Source organism: Mycolicibacterium tusciae, from assembly GCF_002086795.1.
Classification (GTDB): Bacteria; Actinomycetota; Actinomycetes; order Mycobacteriales; family Mycobacteriaceae; genus Mycobacterium; species Mycobacterium tusciae.
In genome coordinates this window covers 107,820-124,661 of record NZ_MVIM01000009.1, presented here as the reverse complement: position 1 = coordinate 124,661, position 16,842 = coordinate 107,820, and the positions used below count along the sequence as shown (strand labels likewise).

At 65.0% G+C, this 16,842-nt stretch carries 17 protein-coding genes; 13 read left to right on the top strand and 4 right to left on the bottom strand.

What is annotated here, in order from left to right; translation table 11 throughout:
- The first annotated feature begins 34 nt into the window (after window positions 1-34).
- The 5 genes from BST47_RS18125 (at window position 35) to BST47_RS18105 (ending at window position 3,313) form a co-directional block, all read left to right on the top strand.
- Window positions 35-607 carry a TetR/AcrR family transcriptional regulator gene (locus tag BST47_RS18125; protein ID WP_083126974.1) on the top strand — a complete coding sequence of 191 codons (573 nt, stop codon included), beginning with the start codon at window positions 35-37 and terminating at the stop codon, window positions 605-607.
- A gap of 112 nt (window positions 608-719) precedes the next feature.
- Window positions 720-998: a hypothetical protein gene (locus tag BST47_RS18120; protein WP_133056226.1), complete on the top strand. Its 279-nt coding sequence runs from the start codon at window positions 720-722 to the stop codon at window positions 996-998.
- Window positions 999-1,060: 62 nt separating this feature from the next.
- The gene (locus tag BST47_RS18115; RefSeq protein WP_083126970.1) at window positions 1,061-1,861 is read left to right on the top strand and encodes an alpha/beta fold hydrolase; all 801 of its coding nucleotides are present in this window, start codon (window positions 1,061-1,063) and stop codon (window positions 1,859-1,861) included.
- On the top strand, window positions 1,858-3,018 hold the full coding sequence (locus BST47_RS18110) for a SpoIIE family protein phosphatase (RefSeq protein ID WP_083126968.1): 1,161 nt from the start codon (window positions 1,858-1,860) through the stop codon (window positions 3,016-3,018). The genes BST47_RS18115 and BST47_RS18110 overlap by 4 nt, the downstream gene beginning before the upstream one ends.
- 121 nt (window positions 3,019-3,139) lie before the next feature.
- Window positions 3,140-3,313, top strand: coding sequence for a CsbD family protein (locus BST47_RS18105; RefSeq protein ID WP_083126967.1), 174 nt, complete (start codon window positions 3,140-3,142; stop codon window positions 3,311-3,313).
- 61 nt (window positions 3,314-3,374) lie between these two features.
- On the opposite strand, the gene BST47_RS18100 is transcribed toward BST47_RS18105, so the two are convergent.
- The 3 genes from BST47_RS18100 to BST47_RS18090 form a co-directional block, all read right to left on the bottom strand.
- Window positions 3,375-3,905 carry a hypothetical protein gene (locus BST47_RS18100; protein ID WP_083126965.1) on the bottom strand — a complete coding sequence of 177 codons (531 nt, stop codon included), beginning with the start codon at window positions 3,903-3,905 and terminating at the stop codon, window positions 3,375-3,377.
- Window positions 3,902-4,483 (bottom strand): hypothetical protein, encoded by a 582-nt coding sequence (locus BST47_RS18095; protein ID WP_083126963.1) that lies wholly within the window; start codon window positions 4,481-4,483, stop codon window positions 3,902-3,904. Before BST47_RS18095 ends, BST47_RS18100 begins: the two co-directional genes overlap by 4 nt.
- Window positions 4,484-4,568: 85 nt before the next feature.
- Window positions 4,569-5,030: an OsmC family protein gene (locus BST47_RS18090; protein ID WP_083126961.1), complete on the bottom strand. Its 462-nt coding sequence runs from the start codon at window positions 5,028-5,030 to the stop codon at window positions 4,569-4,571.
- Window positions 5,031-5,128: 98 nt separating this feature from the next.
- On the opposite strand from BST47_RS18090, the gene BST47_RS18085 reads away from it, so the two are divergent.
- The 8 genes from BST47_RS18085 to BST47_RS18050 all read left to right on the top strand — a co-directional run bounded on the left by BST47_RS18085 (window position 5,129) and on the right by BST47_RS18050 (window position 15,064).
- On the top strand, window positions 5,129-6,286 hold the full coding sequence (locus tag BST47_RS18085; RefSeq protein WP_083127098.1) for an LLM class flavin-dependent oxidoreductase: 1,158 nt from the start codon (window positions 5,129-5,131) through the stop codon (window positions 6,284-6,286).
- A 505-nt stretch (window positions 6,287-6,791) separates the two neighbouring features.
- Complete coding sequence (locus BST47_RS30915; RefSeq protein ID WP_107529012.1) at window positions 6,792-8,306, top strand: hypothetical protein; 1,515 nt, start codon at window positions 6,792-6,794, stop codon at window positions 8,304-8,306.
- Window positions 8,307-8,630: 324 nt separating this feature from the next.
- Entirely contained in the window at window positions 8,631-9,356 is a 726-nt protein-coding gene (locus tag BST47_RS18075) for a CDP-alcohol phosphatidyltransferase family protein (protein WP_083126959.1), read from the top strand.
- Window position 9,357: 1 nt separating this feature from the next.
- Entirely contained in the window at window positions 9,358-10,278 is a 921-nt protein-coding gene (locus tag BST47_RS18070; RefSeq protein WP_083126957.1) for a phosphatidate cytidylyltransferase, read from the top strand.
- Window positions 10,279-10,286: 8 nt separating this feature from the next.
- Complete coding sequence (locus BST47_RS18065; RefSeq protein ID WP_083127097.1) at window positions 10,287-12,569, top strand: ATP-binding cassette domain-containing protein; 2,283 nt, start codon at window positions 10,287-10,289, stop codon at window positions 12,567-12,569.
- Window positions 12,566-13,228, top strand: a complete 663-nt coding sequence (locus BST47_RS18060) for a VOC family protein (RefSeq protein ID WP_234809761.1) — start codon at window positions 12,566-12,568, stop codon at window positions 13,226-13,228. Before BST47_RS18065 ends, BST47_RS18060 begins: the two co-directional genes overlap by 4 nt.
- Window positions 13,229-13,230: 2 nt before the next feature.
- Window positions 13,231-14,166: an acyl-CoA thioesterase gene (locus BST47_RS18055; RefSeq protein WP_083126955.1), complete on the top strand. Its 936-nt coding sequence runs from the start codon at window positions 13,231-13,233 to the stop codon at window positions 14,164-14,166.
- Window positions 14,167-14,218: 52 nt separating this feature from the next.
- On the top strand, window positions 14,219-15,064 hold the full coding sequence (locus BST47_RS18050; RefSeq protein WP_083127095.1) for a mycofactocin-coupled SDR family oxidoreductase: 846 nt from the start codon (window positions 14,219-14,221) through the stop codon (window positions 15,062-15,064).
- 3 nt (window positions 15,065-15,067) lie between these two features.
- On the opposite strand, the gene BST47_RS18045 is transcribed toward BST47_RS18050, so the two are convergent.
- On the bottom strand, window positions 15,068-16,828 hold the full coding sequence (locus BST47_RS18045; protein WP_083126954.1) for an N-acyl-D-amino-acid deacylase family protein: 1,761 nt from the start codon (window positions 16,826-16,828) through the stop codon (window positions 15,068-15,070).
- Window positions 16,829-16,842 lie beyond the last annotated feature (14 nt).

Genomic DNA, 16,842 nt, shown 5'->3' with positions numbered 1-16,842 from the left:
GTTGTCCGACGCACCGGCAACCGAGGATGCGCACATGGTCCGCCAAGTCACAGCTCCGCGCCGCCGCAGCGAGAAGTCGCGCGTCGCGATCGTCACCGCAACGCGTGAGTTGCTGCTCGAGCGCGGCTTCGACGGGACGAGCATCGAGGCTGTGGCCGCCCGCGCAGGCGTCGGTAAGCAGACCATCTACCGTTGGTGGCCGACCCGACCTGCCCTGGTAGCCGACGTTCTGCTCGCCGACGCGGACACGATGATCGCCGCGGTACAGCACACCGATGATCTCGTCGACGACCTGGTGAGGTGGGCGGGCAGGCTGGCTGCGACGCTGACCACCGAGCGCGGATCGGCGATGTTGCGCATCCTCACGGTGGCCTGCATGGAGCACGAGGACACGGCAATCAGGCTGCGCGCGGGATTCAGCGCGCCTCTGCTGGAGAGTGTTCGTATGCGACTGCTCGCAGGTGCCGTCGACGAGGCCACCGCCGCCTCGGCGGCAGACGCGATCGTGGGGGCCGTTGTCTATCCGATTCTGTCCGAAGGGCGCGGGTACGGGCGAAAGCGGGCCGAGGCCACGACACGGCTGATCATCGCGGGTCTGGCGATCTAACAGTTCGTCCTCGCTTTGGTCACGAATGGAGACCGAGGATCGTCTTACCGCGTCCGCAGTGATTGGATCGCCTGAGCGGCCTGCATTGACGAACGGCCCCGGAGGTCACATGGTGCCGCAGGTAATCTTTCTGTTGGTGGCGGTCGCCGCCATCGCCGCGGTATGCGGCCATGCCGCGTCGGTGATCGCGCGGCGGAAGAAGCAGAGGGCGCGTCGGTATCTCACTGTCGGCTTCTTGTGCGGATTCACCGCGGGTGTCATCGTCCGTCGCAACTGGCGCGACATCGCCCACCTGGTCGGTCGCACACTCAGCTCGAGGTCTAGTCGACCGGGCCGGCAACCGCAGCGGGCCCTCCGACTTCCCTTGGCGCTGCTACCTGTTCGCCGCTAACCCGACCGATGAATTCGAGACCGGCGTTGAAAGCCGAGTGCACTGGGGGCTTAAGCTGAATTGTGGATGTTCACGCCAGGCACAACATCAATATTGTCGGCGCCGATGACGGCCCGACCCTCTTGTTAGCGCATGGCTTCGGATGTGATCAAACGCTATGGCGTCACGTAGTCGACGAACTCAGGTCGGACTTTCGTTTGATACTGATCGATCTCGTCGGCTCGGGATCGTCGGACCGGAGTGCCTGGGACGCCAACAAGTACTCCTCTCTGGCCGGCTACGCCGCCGACATTCTGGAGATCCTCGACGAGCTGGATCTGCGCGAGGTGGTATTCGTCGGCCATTCCGTGTCGGCGATGATCGGGGCTTTGGCCACGATCAGAGACCCGAGTCGATTCGCCAAACTCGTCCTGCTGACGCCCTCGCCGTGTTACCTCGATGACGACGATTACCGCGGCGGTTTCTCGGCTGCGGACATCGACGAACTCCTGGAGTCGCTGGAGCAGAACTATCTTGGGTGGTCGCAGGCCATGGCGCCGGTCATCATGGGCACCCCCGACCGTCCCGACCTGCAGGATGACCTTGCGGCGACCTTCTGCCGCACCGACCCGGAGTGCGCCCGCGTGTTCGCTCGCGCCACATTCCTCTCGGACAATCGCGCCGATCTGCCGCTGATATCGCTACCCACACTGGTGATCGAATGCGCGCAGGACGCGATCGCACCGCGCGAGGTGGGAGCGTACGTGCATGCGCACGTCCCCGGCAGTCACATCGTCACCTTGAACGCAACCGGGCACTGCCCGCATGTCAGCGCCCCGCTTGCCACCGCCGATGCGATTGCTGCTTTCGCCCGCTCGACATGACCGATTACTCCGTCGAGGATTTTTGGCAACACGCTCCAAGCGGACAGATCATCGCCGACACCGACGGACGCATGATCCAAGCGAATGCCACGCTGACGAAGTGGCTCGGATACGATCCGAATACGTTGCGCGGTAAGCTATTCACCGATCTCCTGACCGTCAGTGGACGCATCTTGTACGACACTCATTTCGGGCCTCTGCTGAACATGGGCGGCGAACTCAACGGTGTGACCGTCGACATGGTGTCCGCCGACGGGACACGGCTGCCGATGTTTCTCACCGCGAACGTGAAGAGTGACGCTTACCAGAAGCCGCAATTTCTCCGGATCAGCATCGTGGACGCGTCCGATCGCCGTGCCTACGAAGTAGATCTCCTGCAGGCCCGCCAGCAGGCCGAAAGAGAGCAGGGGCGAGTCAGGAAATTCGCCGAAACGTTGCGACGCTCTTTGCTTCCGCCAATGTTGTCACCACCTGCCGGCCTGGAAGCCGCCGAGTACTACTACACCGCTTCGGTCGACGAGGTGGGTGGCGACTTCTATGACCTCTTCCCGCTGTCGCGCACGACGTGGGGGTTCTTCCTCGGCGATGTTTCGGGCAAGGGTGTCGAAGCCGCTGTGCTGACCAGTCTGACCAGGTACACGTTGCGCGCCGCGGCGGTTTACGACGACGACCCGGTGGAAGTGCTTCACAACCTCAACACCGTCCTGAGCCAGGAACTCGGTGGCGAACTCAGCCGGTTCTGCACCCTGATCTTCGGGAAACTGACCAGGAGCGACGACGGCTTCGATGTCCATCTGGGCAGCGGCGGGCACCCGCCGCCCCTGCTGTTCGGCGCCGACGGCAGCGCTTACTACGTCGACAACATCGGCGGCCAGGCCGTCGGCATCACAACCGAGCCGCACTTCGTCGCCAGCCAATTCGTCCTCGCACCCGGCGACACGCTCGTGCTCTACACCGATGGGCTGACGGAAGCCAGCACGGGCGTCGGCCGCGAACGATACGACGACGAAGGTGCACTCCTGCGCTTCGCGAAAGCACACTCCCCGACATCCGCATCACGCATCGTCGAATCCGTTTCCGCCCTACTCGAGGGTTTCGGTGCAGGCGTCGAGGACGACACAGCCGTGTTGGCGCTCGGCGTCCCTCCGAGGCGCTGAGCACCCGGACCGGACTCCTCGCGTCGCCCGATCATGACGAAACGTTTCAGATGACTCGATTAGCGGTATCCCACCCGTTAAGGCTCATTCGGGCCGTTGTAAATAAGCGAAGGAAGACGTCATGGGTGCAGGCGACAAGGCAAGCAACAAGATCGACAACGCGGGCGGCAAGGCCAAGGAGGCCATGGGCAAGGTGACCGGTGACCGCAGCACCGAGAACGAGGGCAAGGTCGATCAGGCCAAGTCGAGCCTCAAGGACGCCGGCGAGAAGATCAAAGACGCGTTCAAGAACTAACCGACTTCAAACCGCAACTGGCCCGCCGTCCCTTATGGACGGCGGGCCAGTTGCGTGACGTTTACGCCGCAAGCAACCGCTGGAAGAACTCGCGATACCGCTGCAGGGCCAGACGTAGATCTTCGGTGGACGCCTGCTCACCTCTCGCCCACTGCGCCTCGAGTCGCGAGCGGGCCTCGGAGAATCCCGCTGTCACCTGCTCGACGACCTCGGCCACCAGGGTGTCGGCCTTTTGCACGCAATCCGCAGGGTCGTCGACGAACACCGCCTGAATGTCGTCCCAGCGCGACCGCAATCCGGAAGTGTCTGCGTTGAAAAGCAACTCGTCGGAGGGCGGCTGATCTTCAGCATTCGGTGGCACCGTCTCGGGTTGAGGTGACTCGGCGGGTGCGTTTGACGCCTCTTCATGAGCGACCGATGGGTGGTCGTGTGCGGGTGCAACGCCGGTCGGCACGTTGGATGGTACGCCGGTGTCGTCCCATATTTCTGGCGAAACACGCTGCGCTGGAACAGGTTCCCTACCGGGCTCGGAGAATTCAGGCTGCTCAGACCGCATCGGGACACTTTCGTTCTGCTGGTCGTGGGTAGTCATGCCGTCGCCTCCTTTGGCGTGTCACTCTCGATTGCGCGATCTGCGCCGAGCAATTCCTCGAAGAGCGCGCGATAGTGAACGAAGGCCTGCCGCTGCGCTTCCGTGCCGATGTCGGCCTTCTCCTGCGCCAGGTGCAGGGTGTGCGCGGCACGATAATGTTCGACCGTGCCGGGGTGATCGACCGAGATATCCGATGCACGCTGGTCGAAATCGCTTATTGGATAACCGCGTTCGCGCATGACCTCGGTCACCAGGCGGTCTGCGTAGCCGACTGCGCTCGAGGGGTCGTCAACGAACGAGCGTTGAATCTCTACCCACTGCTCCGAATATCGTCGGTGGGCCTCGGGAGTCAACGCGACGATGTCGAGCCTTTTCCGGTTTCGTTCACGCGCCACCAGCTCGTTCTCGGCGGCGCGCCGATCTCCGGCATCCTCTACGGCATGCTCATACTCCGGACCGAAATGCTGCTTTAAGCGCCTCGTTCTCCTGCGACCGGTCGCGGCTAATACCACGGCGAGTAACAATGTCAACGCGATCAGAACACCTGCTGCGATGAAGAACCAGCTCCAGACGGGCATCTTCCCACCTCCTGTGGGGCGGATACCCGGCCTTCGCCGACGGAAACGTCAATTCTTCGGCGCGTCGCCGCCACCCAGCCTGGCCTCAGCGCAATGTCGTGACGATGTGGATCTCCGAGGTCAGGGTCTGATGAATCGGACAGCGTCCGGCGATCAGGAGCAATCGTTGCCGCTGGGCATCATCGAGATCCCCGATCAACTCAACGCCAAGATCGATATGGTCGAGCATTCCGATGCGGGTTTCGCAGTCTGCACAGTCTTGTGCGTGAATACGCGAGTGCCGCAACGAGACTCGGACTTGGTCAAGGGGCCAGTCCTTGCGCTTGGCATACATCCGCACCGTCATGGAAGTGCAGGCACCGAGCGCCCCGAGTAGCAGATCGTAGGGTGTCGGACCCGCATCCTCGCCGATCGGCCGCGGCTCGTCGGCAACCAGTTGGTGCTCCCCCACGCTGATCCGCTGGGTGAGGGCTTTCGGGTTCATCCCCTCCACGACGACGGTGGTGGCTGCCGACGCCGGATCCTGGGCCGTCTCGGGTGTTGTCATGCCCGACCTTATCGCCCAGCTCAGGGCCAGGCAGGACCATTCACCGCCTTCTGAGACGCGCCTGCAACCCGGTGCGGGGCCAGGTCCAGAATGTCCGAATGCGATTCGGAAACTTCATGGCGCCGTTCCATCCCACTGGACAGAATCCGACGCTCGCTCTCGAGCGTGACCTCAAACTGATCCAAGCGATGGACGAGCTCGGATTCCACGAGGCGTGGATTGGCGAGCACCATTCCGCCGGGTTCGAGATCATCGCCTCACCCGAGGTGTTCATCGCCGTCGCCGCCGAGCGAACCAAGCACATCAAGCTCGGGACCGGGGTCAGCTCGCTGCCGTACCACAACCCCCTGATGCTCGCCGATCGCATGGTGCTGCTCGACCATCTCACCCGAGGCCGGGTCATGCTCGGCTGCGGGCCAGGCCAGCTCACCTCCGACGCGCACATGCTCGGCATCCCTGCCGATGAGCAGCGGCCCCGTATGGAGCAGTGCCTCGACGCGATCATGCGATTACTGCGCGGCGAAACCGTCACCATGGACACCGACGGATTCACCCTCCAGGACGCCCGGCTACAGCTGAAGCCCTACAGCGACCCCTGCTTCGATGTCGCTGTCGCCGCGTCCTTCTCCCCCACCGGCCCGCGCGGAGCGGGCAAGCACGGGATCGGCATGCTGTCGATAGCGGCGACCGCGAGGCAAGGCATGAACATGCTCGCCCACCATTGGTCGACGTGGGAGGAGGTCGCCGCAGACCATGGCCATGTCGCCGACCGCTCCAAATGGCGACTCGTCGGCCCGATGCACCTGGCCGAGACTCGCGAGCAGGCCGAACGCGACGTCGAATACGGAATCGCGGAATTCTCGCGCTATTTCAGCCACATCCTTCCGGCCGGGCCCGTACAGGGCGACACTCCGGCGGAGATCATCGCCAACAACCGTGAGTCCGGTTTCGCAGTCATCGGGACACCCGAGGACGCGGTCGCCAAGATCGAGGAACTCGTCGAGGCGAGCGACGGCGGATTCGGTGCATTCCTATTGTTCGATCACGACTGGGCACCCCCCGCTGCCAAGCTCAAGAGCTATGACCTCTTCGCGCAGTATGTGATTCCACATTTCACGGGCCAACTGAAGGGGCCGTCCGCTTCGGCCGACTGGGTAGCCGCAAGCGGAACCGAGTTCGTCGACCGCGCGTCGCATGCGATCGGCAAGGCCATTGAGGACCACGCGGCCGAACGGGCGGCGCGTCCCGCCACCTAGCGGGTTATCTGCCAGGCGATCGCCGTCAGACGCGACCGCATGACGCGCTGTGCTTTCACCGTCATCAACCTCATCGGCTTCGGCGAATGGCGGCAGCCTCTCCGAGGGTTTGCTCACTCCGGTCGCCCGAATTTGCAGGAGTGGGCACGCGATACGGGTTGCTCGATGCTTTGGGTCGGCGCCGGGGGTCGGACGAAGAACTTCAGCAACCCCCTCCAAGGGGAATGGCTGAGCGCGCCCCGCAAAGTGCGGTGATTACCCACACGCTGACGCACGTAGCCCCCCGCGACGTCTGACTCTGGTGTAAATTCGCGCCCTGCTGCTTCGTGATTTTGCAATCACCACGCTCTAGCTGCGATGTCGTCGCCTTTTGGACATCAATGAGGCGCCGCACCGCCCCGAAGGCGACCCTCTAATTAGTCAGACCAATCTCTTGTCTATAAGGTTAGCCTCAGCTAATCTTCAGCTGCCATAAGGCAAATTCACAGGCACAACAGGAGACAACGTGCAACTCGCAGTTCATGCCGACTCGCCGGTTTTCGATCTGTCGCCCAGCCACTCGCCGTCAACTCGCCGCAGCACCAAGTTCATGGTTGCTGGCGTCGCGATGGCAAGTGCAGGCATGATCGCGGTCAGCCCGGTGGCCCCGCCGATGCCCACCGTCCAGGACGTCCAAGAGCGCGTCACGCAGGCGGCGGTTCAGCTCACGGCGGCCACCAACCCGCTCATCGCGTGGCAGCAGAGCATCGCCAACACGTTCGCAAGCCTCGACACGCTCATCGAGGGCTCCTCGTTGGCGACGGAGAACCTGGTCGGGGCGCTGAGCACCGGCTACATCTTCCAAGAAGTCGCGAACATCCTGATTCAGAACACCCTCAACCCGGGTCCTCTGCTGGACCAGATCATCAATTTCAACTCCAACTTCGGTCCCGTGATCGATACCGCGATCACCGACACCATCGACCGACTGACGCTCGCCGCCGAGCAGTTCCCGGAGGTGCTCACCAACACGCTCACGTACCTGTCGCAGGGGCAGTTCGTCGAGTCGTTCTCCGAGATCAACGGCTGGTTCGTGCTTCGGGTGTTGGGGGGCATCCGTCCGCTGATTCCGATTCTGTCGATCCCGGCTCAGTTCGTTGGTGCCCTGCCGGGCGCGGAGAAGCTGCCCGTACTGCTCGACGTGATCTCCGAGTTCGCGCTCACCAAGGCGATCTTCGAGCCGGCCCTTGGCGGGATCCTCCAGTCGGCGGAACTCTTGGATGCCGCGCGGGCGGCGTTCGGCGAGGGGGACTACGTCGACGCCGTCACCAACCTGGCCAATATCCCGGTCCTGGCGTTCAACGCTCTGGTCAACGGAATGACACCGGCCGGCACCACCTCGGAGTGGCAGGGGCTGCTCGACCGTGGTCTTGTTTCCTACCTCACGGTCACGCTGCCCAACCAGATCGCCAACGCGATCAAGCCGCCGGTGCCGGTCGACACGCTGGCCTTCAGCGCGAACGACACTCTGGAACCGCAAGCGCCGACCGACTACAGCTTCGGCGGTAAGACCTACACCTTCGAAAACGGTTCGCTGGGCCTCGACAACTCGGGCGCAGACGCGGGTGTCAGTGCCGGCGCGGGTGACCGCACAGGCGCCGGCGTTGGCGCGGGTGACGGCACAGGCGCCGGTGCTGGCACGGGCGACGGCTCAGGCTCCGGTGCTGGCACGGGCGACGGCGCAGGTGACGGCACGGACGACGGATCCGGCGACGGCGAGGGTGACGGTGATGGCGACAACGGCTCGGGTTCGGGCACCGGGACCGGCTCGGGCAGCGGCACCGGATCGGGCAGCGGCGCGAGTGCCGGCGCGGGCTCGGGCAGTGGCTCGGGATCGGGCAGCGGCGCGAGTGCCGGCGCGGGCTCGGGCAGTGGCTCGGGATCGGGCAGCGGAGCGAGCACCGGCGCGGGTAGCGGCTCCGGGTCGGCTAGCGGCGCGGGTGCCGGCGCCGGCAGCGGCTCCGGCTCGGGCAGCAACTAAATAAGCACGACAACGACGGCCCCCTCGGCAACGAGGGGGGGGCCGTCTCTCGCTCATCCCCGGATCAGGCCAGCCTCAACGCATTTGGTGTATCGCAACAGGACCTCGGATGCGCGAACAGGTCTCTGCTTCCGGTTAACGGCGGGTTTTCGTTCGCATTCTGCGACAGAGTGCCCTTATGCGGCTGGTCACAAGGCCTGTAGACAGGTTCGTTTCTTGGGATCGGTAGCCCTTCGGGCTGTCTTTACTCAGTGACGTAGGGGCGCCACGGACGTGGCGCCATGCCTTGCAGGTAGAGCGGCACGAAAACGAAAGGAGCCAGCCGTGAACACACGCATCACTATTCACACCGTCGCCCAGGCGACGCCGCGGGAAGCACGCGCGACTGGCCTCTATGCCATGAAGCCATGGTTCACGGGTCGCTTGACCTTCGCCGTCAACGCCGCCGTCGCTCGGCAGGTGTCGCCGAACGTGTTCACCGCCGCCGGCATCGTCGCAGCCGGTGCGGCCGGAGTCGCGGTCGCGTTCGGCTGCTGGCCGCTCGCGGCGCTGTTCATGGTGCTGGGGCTTGCCGGCGCCAACCTCGACGGCGCGGTCGCCCGTGCCCGCGGCGTGAGCCGGCCTTGGGGTTTCGTCGTAAACGAGATCGGTGACCGCACCGCGGATCTGTTGGCGTTCGCCGGCCTCGCGGTATGGGCCGCGCAGCAGAGTGGTCCCGATATGAACTGGCTGTCCTGGCCGGTGCTCCTGGTCCTGGTCGCCGCGATCGCCGCGACACTACCGACGTTCGCATCCCTGGCCGCGGCCGGTGCGGGCGCAACCCGACGCAACGGAGGCCCGCTCGGAAAGACCGAACGCTGCCTCGTCGTGGTGTTGGCGACCGCCTTTCCCGGCCTCATGCCCTTCTTGCTCGGGCACCTGGTGAACGGTTCACTCATCACGGCGGTCCTGCGCCTGCGGGCCGCGCACCGCGAACTGAAAGCGCAGCAGGTCGAACCGATGGCCGACGTCGTACCGTTCGCTCGCTTGACGCGCGCCGAGGCGGCCTGACATGGCAATCGTCGAGTCGCTCATCGACCGGTACTTGTGGTTCGTTCACCTCGATCGGCGGATGCCGCTCAATTTCGACCTCGGCCCGCTGCACATCCATCTCTATTCCCGCGCCGTGTTTTTCATGTGGGTCACGGCCGCGCTCCTGGCGCTGGCCGGGATCGCGGTGATCATCTCGCGCAAGCCCGAGCTGGTCCAGAAATGGCGCACCTGGGTGCTGATCGCCCCCATCGTCGGCTTTCCCATGTGGATCGGCGAAGGCACCACCGCCGCGCTGGCCGCCGTACTGGCCGTCGTCGCCGTGGTCGAATATTCGCGACTGACGCAACTGGCGAAAGCAGACACCTGCGTCCTGGTGGCACTGGCCGTGATGTATCCGCTGGCGGCCTGGCTGCGCCCATCGCTGCTGCACCTCGCGCCTGTCGTTCTGTTGCTGTGCGCGCTGCCGTCGGTGCTCGGTGGCGACGTCGAGAACGGCGCCAAGCGCAGCGCTTTCACCGCTTTCGGTTCGGTATGGATCTGCTGGTCGTTGTCTCATCTGGTGATGGTCTGGCCCGATTCGTTCCTGCTGTGCTTCGCCGTCGCGGCCACGGACGTCGCCGCGTGGTGCGGCGGAAAGGGCTTGCGCCGCATGGCCTGGGCGCGCCGCCCACTGTCCCCGTTGAGCCCCAACAAGACGATCGGCGGTTTGGTCGGCGCCATCATCGGGGCGTTCATCATCCTCACGCTGCTGGGGACCATCTCAGTCGGCTTGCTGATCGCGGTGTCCGTCGGCGGCGTCTTCGGCGACCTTCTCGAGTCCATGTTGAAGCGGCAGGCGAAGGTCAAGGATGCCGGCGACTGGCTGCCGGGCTTCGGCGGTCTGCTCGATCGAATCGATTCGCTCTTGCTCGTCCTCCCGTTGGCGTACTTCCTAGGATGAGCGTTCAGATGATGTCTCCCCCAGCGCCCGCGATCACCATCCGCTCCGGCGGTTGGCAACGCACGTTCGCCGCGGATCACGACGTGGTCGTCGGGCGGGATATTCACGCGGACGTTCGCATCCCGCTCCCGGCGATCTCCCGCTCGCATGTGATCCTGCGCTACCTCGACGGTCGCTGGGTCGCGTTCGACGACAACAGCTTCAACGGAATGTTCGTCGCGGAGCAACGCGTGCAGTCCGTCGAGATCGACGATCAGCGGACCATCCATCTCGGAGCCCCCGACGGCCCGCCCCTGACGTTCGAGCTCGGCACCGCGCCATCGGCGGACGACAGCCCCACGCAGTCAAGGGATTCCATCACCATCGGACGCTCCGCCGACAACGACATCGTCGTACCGGATGTGCTGGCGTCCCTTCACCACGCCAAGTTGGTCACCACAGGCGTTGCCGTGCAGTTGCAGAACACCGATGGCAGCGGCACATTCGTCAACGGCGAGAACGTCACCGACGCCACACTCGGCGACGACGACGTCGTCACGATCGGCAACGTCGACTTCGTCTACACGGATGGTTCCCTGGTGCGTCGCACCCAGCCGGCGGCAACAACAGGCGGACTCGAGGTCCGCGAGGTGAGCCTCGCCGTCGGGCCCGATGCCCCTCTGCTGGACCGGATTTCGCTGGACGCCCGCCCGGGCACGTTGACGGCGGTGATCGGTCCCTCGGGTTCGGGTAAGTCCACGCTGTCCCGGGTGCTCGTCGGTGCCGCCCGCCCGACCGGCGGCGCGGTCTCATTCGACGGACGCGACCTGCACGACGGATACGCGTCACTGCGCAGTCGGATCGGCATGGTGCCCCAGGACGACGTCGTGCACGGGCGGCTCACCGTCGCACAGGCGTTGGGATTCGCCGCGGAACTGCGGATGCCCGCCGACACGACCGAGGCCGATCGGCGGCGGGTGATCGACCAGATTCTCGAGGAACTCGAGTTGAGTGCCCACGCCGCTACCCGCATCGACAAACTGTCCGGCGGGCAACGCAAACGGGTGTCGGTCGCCTTGGAGCTGTTGACCGGCCCGTCGCTCCTGGTGCTCGACGAGCCCACGACGGGTCTGGATCCGGCACTGGACCGGGCCGTGATGACGATGCTGCGCCGGCTCGCCGATGCGGGACGCGTGGTCGTGGTGGTGACGCATTCGCTGACGTTCCTCGAGGACTGTGACCAGATGCTGCTGCTGGCGCCCGGCGGTAAGACCGCTTTCTGCGGTCCCCCCGCCGAGCTCGCATCGGCCATGGGAACCATCGATTGGGCTGACATCTTCACGATGGTGAGCGCGGATCCCGACGACGCTCAGCGACGGTTCATCGAACGCTCCCGGCCGACGGTCGAGGAGGCACCGCCGGCGACGAGCGACGACGTTTCGCAAGTCGAGGCAGGCGCTGCGGCGCAGGCACCGCAACCGGCGCCTACCAGCGCGTGGCGCCAGTTCGCGACGATCGCCCGCCGCCAGGTGCGGCTCCTGATCGCCGACCGCGGCTACCTCGCGTTCCTCGCGGTGTTGCCGTTCGTCATCGGTCTGCTTCCGCTGACCGTTGTCGGTCACGCGGGTTTCGGACATCCGCCATCAGACGGCTCCGCGCCCTTCGAGCCCAAACACGTCATCGCATTGATCAGCTTCGCCGCCATCTTGATGGGAACGACGCTGACCGTACGAGACCTCGTCGGCGAGCGCGCCATCTTCCGGCGTGAACAGTCGGCCGGGTTGTCGGCCTCGGCGTATCTGCTCGCCAAGATCGCGGTGTTCGGTTCGGTCGCAGTGATCCAGTCCGCCATCCTGGTTTTGGTCGTCACAGCCCCCGGGTTCGGCAAGCCTGGACCGTCGGGGGCGGCCGCACTGGGTATCCCGGCGCTGGAATTGTTCGTCGATGTCGCGGCGACCGCCGTGGCGGCGTCGGTGCTGGGACTTGCGTTGTCGTCGCTGGCGCGAACCAACGATCAGGTCATCGTGCTGCTGGCGGTGGCACTGGTGACACAACTGGTGTTCGCGGGCGGATTCATTCCGGTGACGGGGCGACCGCTGTTGGAGACCATCGCGTGGATCATGCCGGGGCGATGGGGTTTCGCGGCCACTGCCTCGACAGCGGATCTGAGCAACCTCGTGGTCGGGATCGCGCAGGACTCACACTGGCAGCACTCGGCGACGACGTGGCTTTTCGACATCGTCATGCTGGGTGTGCTGGCAGCCGTGTGCGCCGGTGTCGCGCGGTGGAGGCTGCGCCTCCCGACCGGATGACGACTGATATACAGAACGGCGTACCCAACGCCGAGGAGCGCCGCCAGAGCATGAACGCCGATGCAGGGACGCCACCGGCTCACCGATTGTTCGAACAGCCGTGGCCCGACGGCGACTTCCGGTTCTTTCAACTCGGACATGTCGTCGACGATGTACTCGCTGCAGCGTCCAGATGGGCAAGCACGTTCGGTATCGGCCCCTTCCACGTGCTGCCGGTGCTGGAGCAGCAAGCCACCTACGGGGACGAAATGCGCTCGCTCCAAATTCAAGTCGCGGTTGCACAAGCCGGACCCCTACAGATCGAACTGATCCAGCAGCACTGCAGCACGCCGAGCATTTTCCGGGAATGGAGCAACAACGGCACCTCAGCCTTCCACCAGATTGCCACCGTCACAGATCATTACGATGAAAAGAAGGCGCACTTCGAGACGCTCGGCTACCACGTCGTCGCCGAAAGCGACGCGGGCGAGTTCCGTGTCGCGTACGTGGACACGTCGGTGGACTTCGGATTCTACACGGAGGTAGTCGAAAACCATCTCGGATTCCTGACGCGCTTGCAGGCCATCTCCGACACCTGCGCCAGCTGGAACGGCATCGACCCGGTCCGGATCATGACGCGTGACGGCTACCGCGTACCCGACGGGCCGAAGGTCCGGTGACGATGGTCGACACTGACTTGACAGGACCGCTGCGCGGCACCGGCACCCCGATGGAGAAAGCGATCCTCGGAGCTCTCGACAATCTCGAACGCGCTCTGCACCTGGAACCTCTGGGCGACACCCGGTTTCGCGTCGGCAACGAGCCCGGTCGGTTCGGTCGGGTCTTCGGCGGCCAGCTGCTCGCACAGGCCGTGCTGGGCGCCGCCGAGACCGTCAGCGACCACGTACCGCAGTCGCTGCACGCGTACTTCGTCCGATCAGGCGTTTCGGATGCCCCACTGGACATTGCGGTCGACCGGGTGCGCGACGGGCGGTCCATGGCGACCCGGCGGGTCGACGTGCTGCAGGACGGACGCAATGTCCTCACCGCGATCGCTTCGTTCCACACCAATGCCGTCGAACCCGAACTCCCCCAGCCGCCCCTCGACTCACCGCCGCCCGAAGGTCTACCGCTGCTGCAACACTGGGCTCAATACACGCCGCCGGAGATGCGCGAGAACGCATCGACGTGGATCGACGTGCCACCGCCACTGGAGATACGGATCGCGGAACCACCGACCTTTCTGGGTGGCGCCCAGACAGCCGGCCCACGATCGCATTGGATGCGGCTCCCGCGCGACATCGGCGACAGCCCCGCCGTTCATCACGCGATGCTGGCCTACGCGAGCGATTACCTGCTCGTCGACATGGCATTTCGCAACCATCCGCAGCGTGTGGGCTACGGATCTCTTGCGGCGCTGAGTCTGGACCATGCCATCTGGTTTCACCGTCCCGTGCGGTTCGACGAATGGCACCTGCACACGCAGGAGACGGTGTCGCTGACCGGGCATCGGGCGATGGTCCGCGGAACCATTCGCGATGCGGCAGGACGGATGGTCGCCAGCACGGCACAGGAAGTGCTCGTGCGGCCCCATGCCGGGCCGGCCGGCGCCCGTTGACTTCGCGCGTAAGGCAGCGGAATGTGTAGGGGCCGATAAACGAGAGGTGACAATGTCGAAAGCAGTGGGCCGGGTGGCCGGCAAGGTCGCGTTCATCACGGGCGCGGCGCGCGGTCAGGGCCGCGAGCACGCGATCCGACTGGCCGAGGAAGGCGCCGACATCATTGCCGTCGACGCCTGTACCGACATCGACGGCGCCCCTTACCCCTTGGCCACCGAAGCCGACCTGGACGAAACAGCCGCGCTGGTCGAGAAGTTGGACCGCCGCATCGTCACCGCGAAGGCCGATGTCAGGGACGTGGAGGCGCTGGGAACCGCGCTGCAGCAAGGGATCGACGAGCTCGGCCGGCCGGACATCGTCATCGCCAACGCGGGGATCAGCGGCAGCCCCGCACCCGCCGCGATGATCGAGGAAGCCGCCTGGCAGACGATGCTCGACATCAACATCACCGGGGTCTGGCACACGGTCAAGGTGGCGGTCCCGCACATGTCCGACGGTCGCGGCGGATCGATCATCCTGGTGAGTTCGATGCTGGGACTTCGCGGCGGCGGCTACATGGCTCACTACGCGTCGGCCAAGCACGCAGTCGTCGGCTTGATGAATTCGCTCGCCAATGAACTTGCCCCGCAATGGATTCGGGTGAACTCCATCCATCCGGGAAACGTCCGGACACCGATGATCGACAACGAGCAGTTCCATCGCACACTGCGGCCTGACCTCGCCGAGCCGACCATGGCCGACGCGGGCGAGATCATCGGAACTTTCCACATGCTGCCGGTGCCGTACTTCGAGGCACGTGCGGTCAGCAATGCGGTGCTGTTCCTGGCATCGGATGAGGCCAAGTACATCACCGGGGCGGCGCTCCCGATCGACGCGGGAGCGACCGCGAAGTTCTGAGGCTCAGCGCGCCCCGCGCACCAGCCGGCCCGGGCGTGCGCCGGTGTCCACGCTGTCGCGACGGGTGACGACGCCATTGACGATCGTGGCGCTGTATCCGCTGGCGCCCTGAACCAGTCGCTGGCCGCCGGCGGGCAAGTCGTACACCATCTTCGCCGGGTGCAACGCCAGCGCGTTCATGTCGATGACGTTGATGTCGGCCTTCTTGCCCTTCTGGATGACGCCGCGATCGGTCAGTCCGAACAGCTGAGCGGTGTCGTGAGATTGCTTGCGCACCAGATACTCCAGTGGCAGTTTGTCGCCACGATGTCGGTCTCGCGCCCAATGCGTCAGCAGGAACGTGGGATACGACGCGTCGCAGATCATGCCGCAATGCGCGCCGCCGTCGGACAGGCCCATCACCCCCGCCGGGTGGGTCATCATTTCGCGAATCGCATCGCAGTTGCCGTAGGAGTAGTTGAACATCGGCAGCATCAGCATCGACGTCGCATCGGACTCGAGCATCAGGTCGTACAGAGTGGCGAGCGGATCCTCGCCCCTTTCGGCGGCGATCTTCTCCACCGTGCGATCGTCGGTCGGCTCGTAGTCGGGCGGGTCGCCGATGTGATAGATACGACCGAGCGAGTGTTGCACGAGGGCGAACATGGCGTCGAACAGCTTCGTCGGGTCCGGCGCCAAGTCGTCTTCCGCCAGGATGGCCGCCTTCACCGCGGGATCAGCGAGCCGTTGAGCCATCTCTGCGCGGCCGCATTCGGCTTTGAGCTGACGGAACGTCGGACGATGGGTGAATGCGTGATGCCCGGGGAAGCCGAACAGCATGCCGAATGGCCGAGCGGCGACCTGTGGGAACAGTCGACTGCCCGATTGGTAAGCCTCCGCGGAGATGTCCATCAGTTCACGCCACAGGTCTGGAGCGGCATCGACCTGGATCATGGCGAACGACACCGGCCGGTCGATCTCGGCGCTGAGCCGTTTCATCCATTCGAGCTCTTTCTTGGGGGCGACGATGTCCTCGCCCGCCGCACCTTGGGGCGCGAGCTCGAAGACCGCCTGGCCGCCCGCTGCCATCGCACGACCGAGACCGAACAGTTCGTCTTCCGCGGCGAACGTCCCTGGGACCGGCTCACCGTCCATCGCGCGGTGACCCAGCGTCCTCGAGGTCGAAAGGCCAAGTGCGCCGGCCTCGATCGCCTCTTGCACCAGCCGGGCCATCGCGTCGATGTCCTCAGGCGTAGCGGGCTCGTTTTTGGCGCCGCGCTCGCCCATCGCGTAGGCGCGTACCGCGCCATGGGCGACCTGACTTCCGACGTCGATCGCGAGTTCGTGTTTGTCGACCGTGTCGAGGTATTCGGGGTAGCTCTCCCAGCCCCAGGTCAGCCCCTCGGTAAGGGCGGTACCCGGAATGTCCTCGACGCCTTCCATCAGCTCGATCAGCCATTCTTCGGAGCCCGGGCGTACGGGGGCGAAGCCGACGCCGCAGTTCCCCATGACGACGGTCGTCACGCCGTGCCCGCTCGAGGGCTCGAGCGAGCTGTCCCAACTCACCTGGCCGTCGTAATGCGTGTGGATGTCGACGAATCCCGGAGCGACGACCTTGCCCGTCGCGTCGATCGTCTCGGTCGCGTTGCCGTCCAGTGGCGCATCACCGGGACCACGGCGATGAATCTCGATGATCCGACCGTCCTTGATGCCCACATCGGCCTGGAATCGGTCTCCGCCCGTGCCGTCTACCACGGTTCCGCCAGTGATCTTCAGGTCGAACACGATTTACTCCCTCA

Excerpts from the sequence above, each read along its gene's own strand:
- BST47_RS18110 (WP_083126968.1), top strand. The coding sequence starts at position 1,858 with ATGACCGATTACTCCGTCGAGGATTTTTGGCAACACGCTCCAAGCGGA.
- BST47_RS18050 (WP_083127095.1), top strand. The coding sequence starts at position 14,219 with ATGTCGAAAGCAGTGGGCCGGGTGGCCGGCAAGGTCGCGTTCATCACG.
- BST47_RS18055 (WP_083126955.1), top strand. The coding sequence starts at position 13,231 with ATGGTCGACACTGACTTGACAGGACCGCTGCGCGGCACCGGCACCCCG.
- BST47_RS18085 (WP_083127098.1), top strand. The coding sequence starts at position 5,129 with ATGCGATTCGGAAACTTCATGGCGCCGTTCCATCCCACTGGACAGAAT.
- BST47_RS18070 (WP_083126957.1), top strand. The coding sequence starts at position 9,358 with ATGGCAATCGTCGAGTCGCTCATCGACCGGTACTTGTGGTTCGTTCAC.
- BST47_RS18095 (WP_083126963.1), bottom strand. The coding sequence starts at position 4,483 with ATGCCCGTCTGGAGCTGGTTCTTCATCGCAGCAGGTGTTCTGATCGCG.
- BST47_RS18065 (WP_083127097.1), top strand. The coding sequence starts at position 10,287 with ATGATGTCTCCCCCAGCGCCCGCGATCACCATCCGCTCCGGCGGTTGG.
- BST47_RS18125 (WP_083126974.1), top strand. The coding sequence starts at position 35 with ATGGTCCGCCAAGTCACAGCTCCGCGCCGCCGCAGCGAGAAGTCGCGC.
- BST47_RS18105 (WP_083126967.1), top strand. The coding sequence starts at position 3,140 with ATGGGTGCAGGCGACAAGGCAAGCAACAAGATCGACAACGCGGGCGGC.
- BST47_RS18090 (WP_083126961.1), bottom strand. The coding sequence starts at position 5,030 with ATGACAACACCCGAGACGGCCCAGGATCCGGCGTCGGCAGCCACCACC.
- BST47_RS18100 (WP_083126965.1), bottom strand. The coding sequence starts at position 3,905 with ATGACTACCCACGACCAGCAGAACGAAAGTGTCCCGATGCGGTCTGAG.
- BST47_RS18060 (WP_234809761.1), top strand. The coding sequence starts at position 12,566 with ATGACGACTGATATACAGAACGGCGTACCCAACGCCGAGGAGCGCCGC.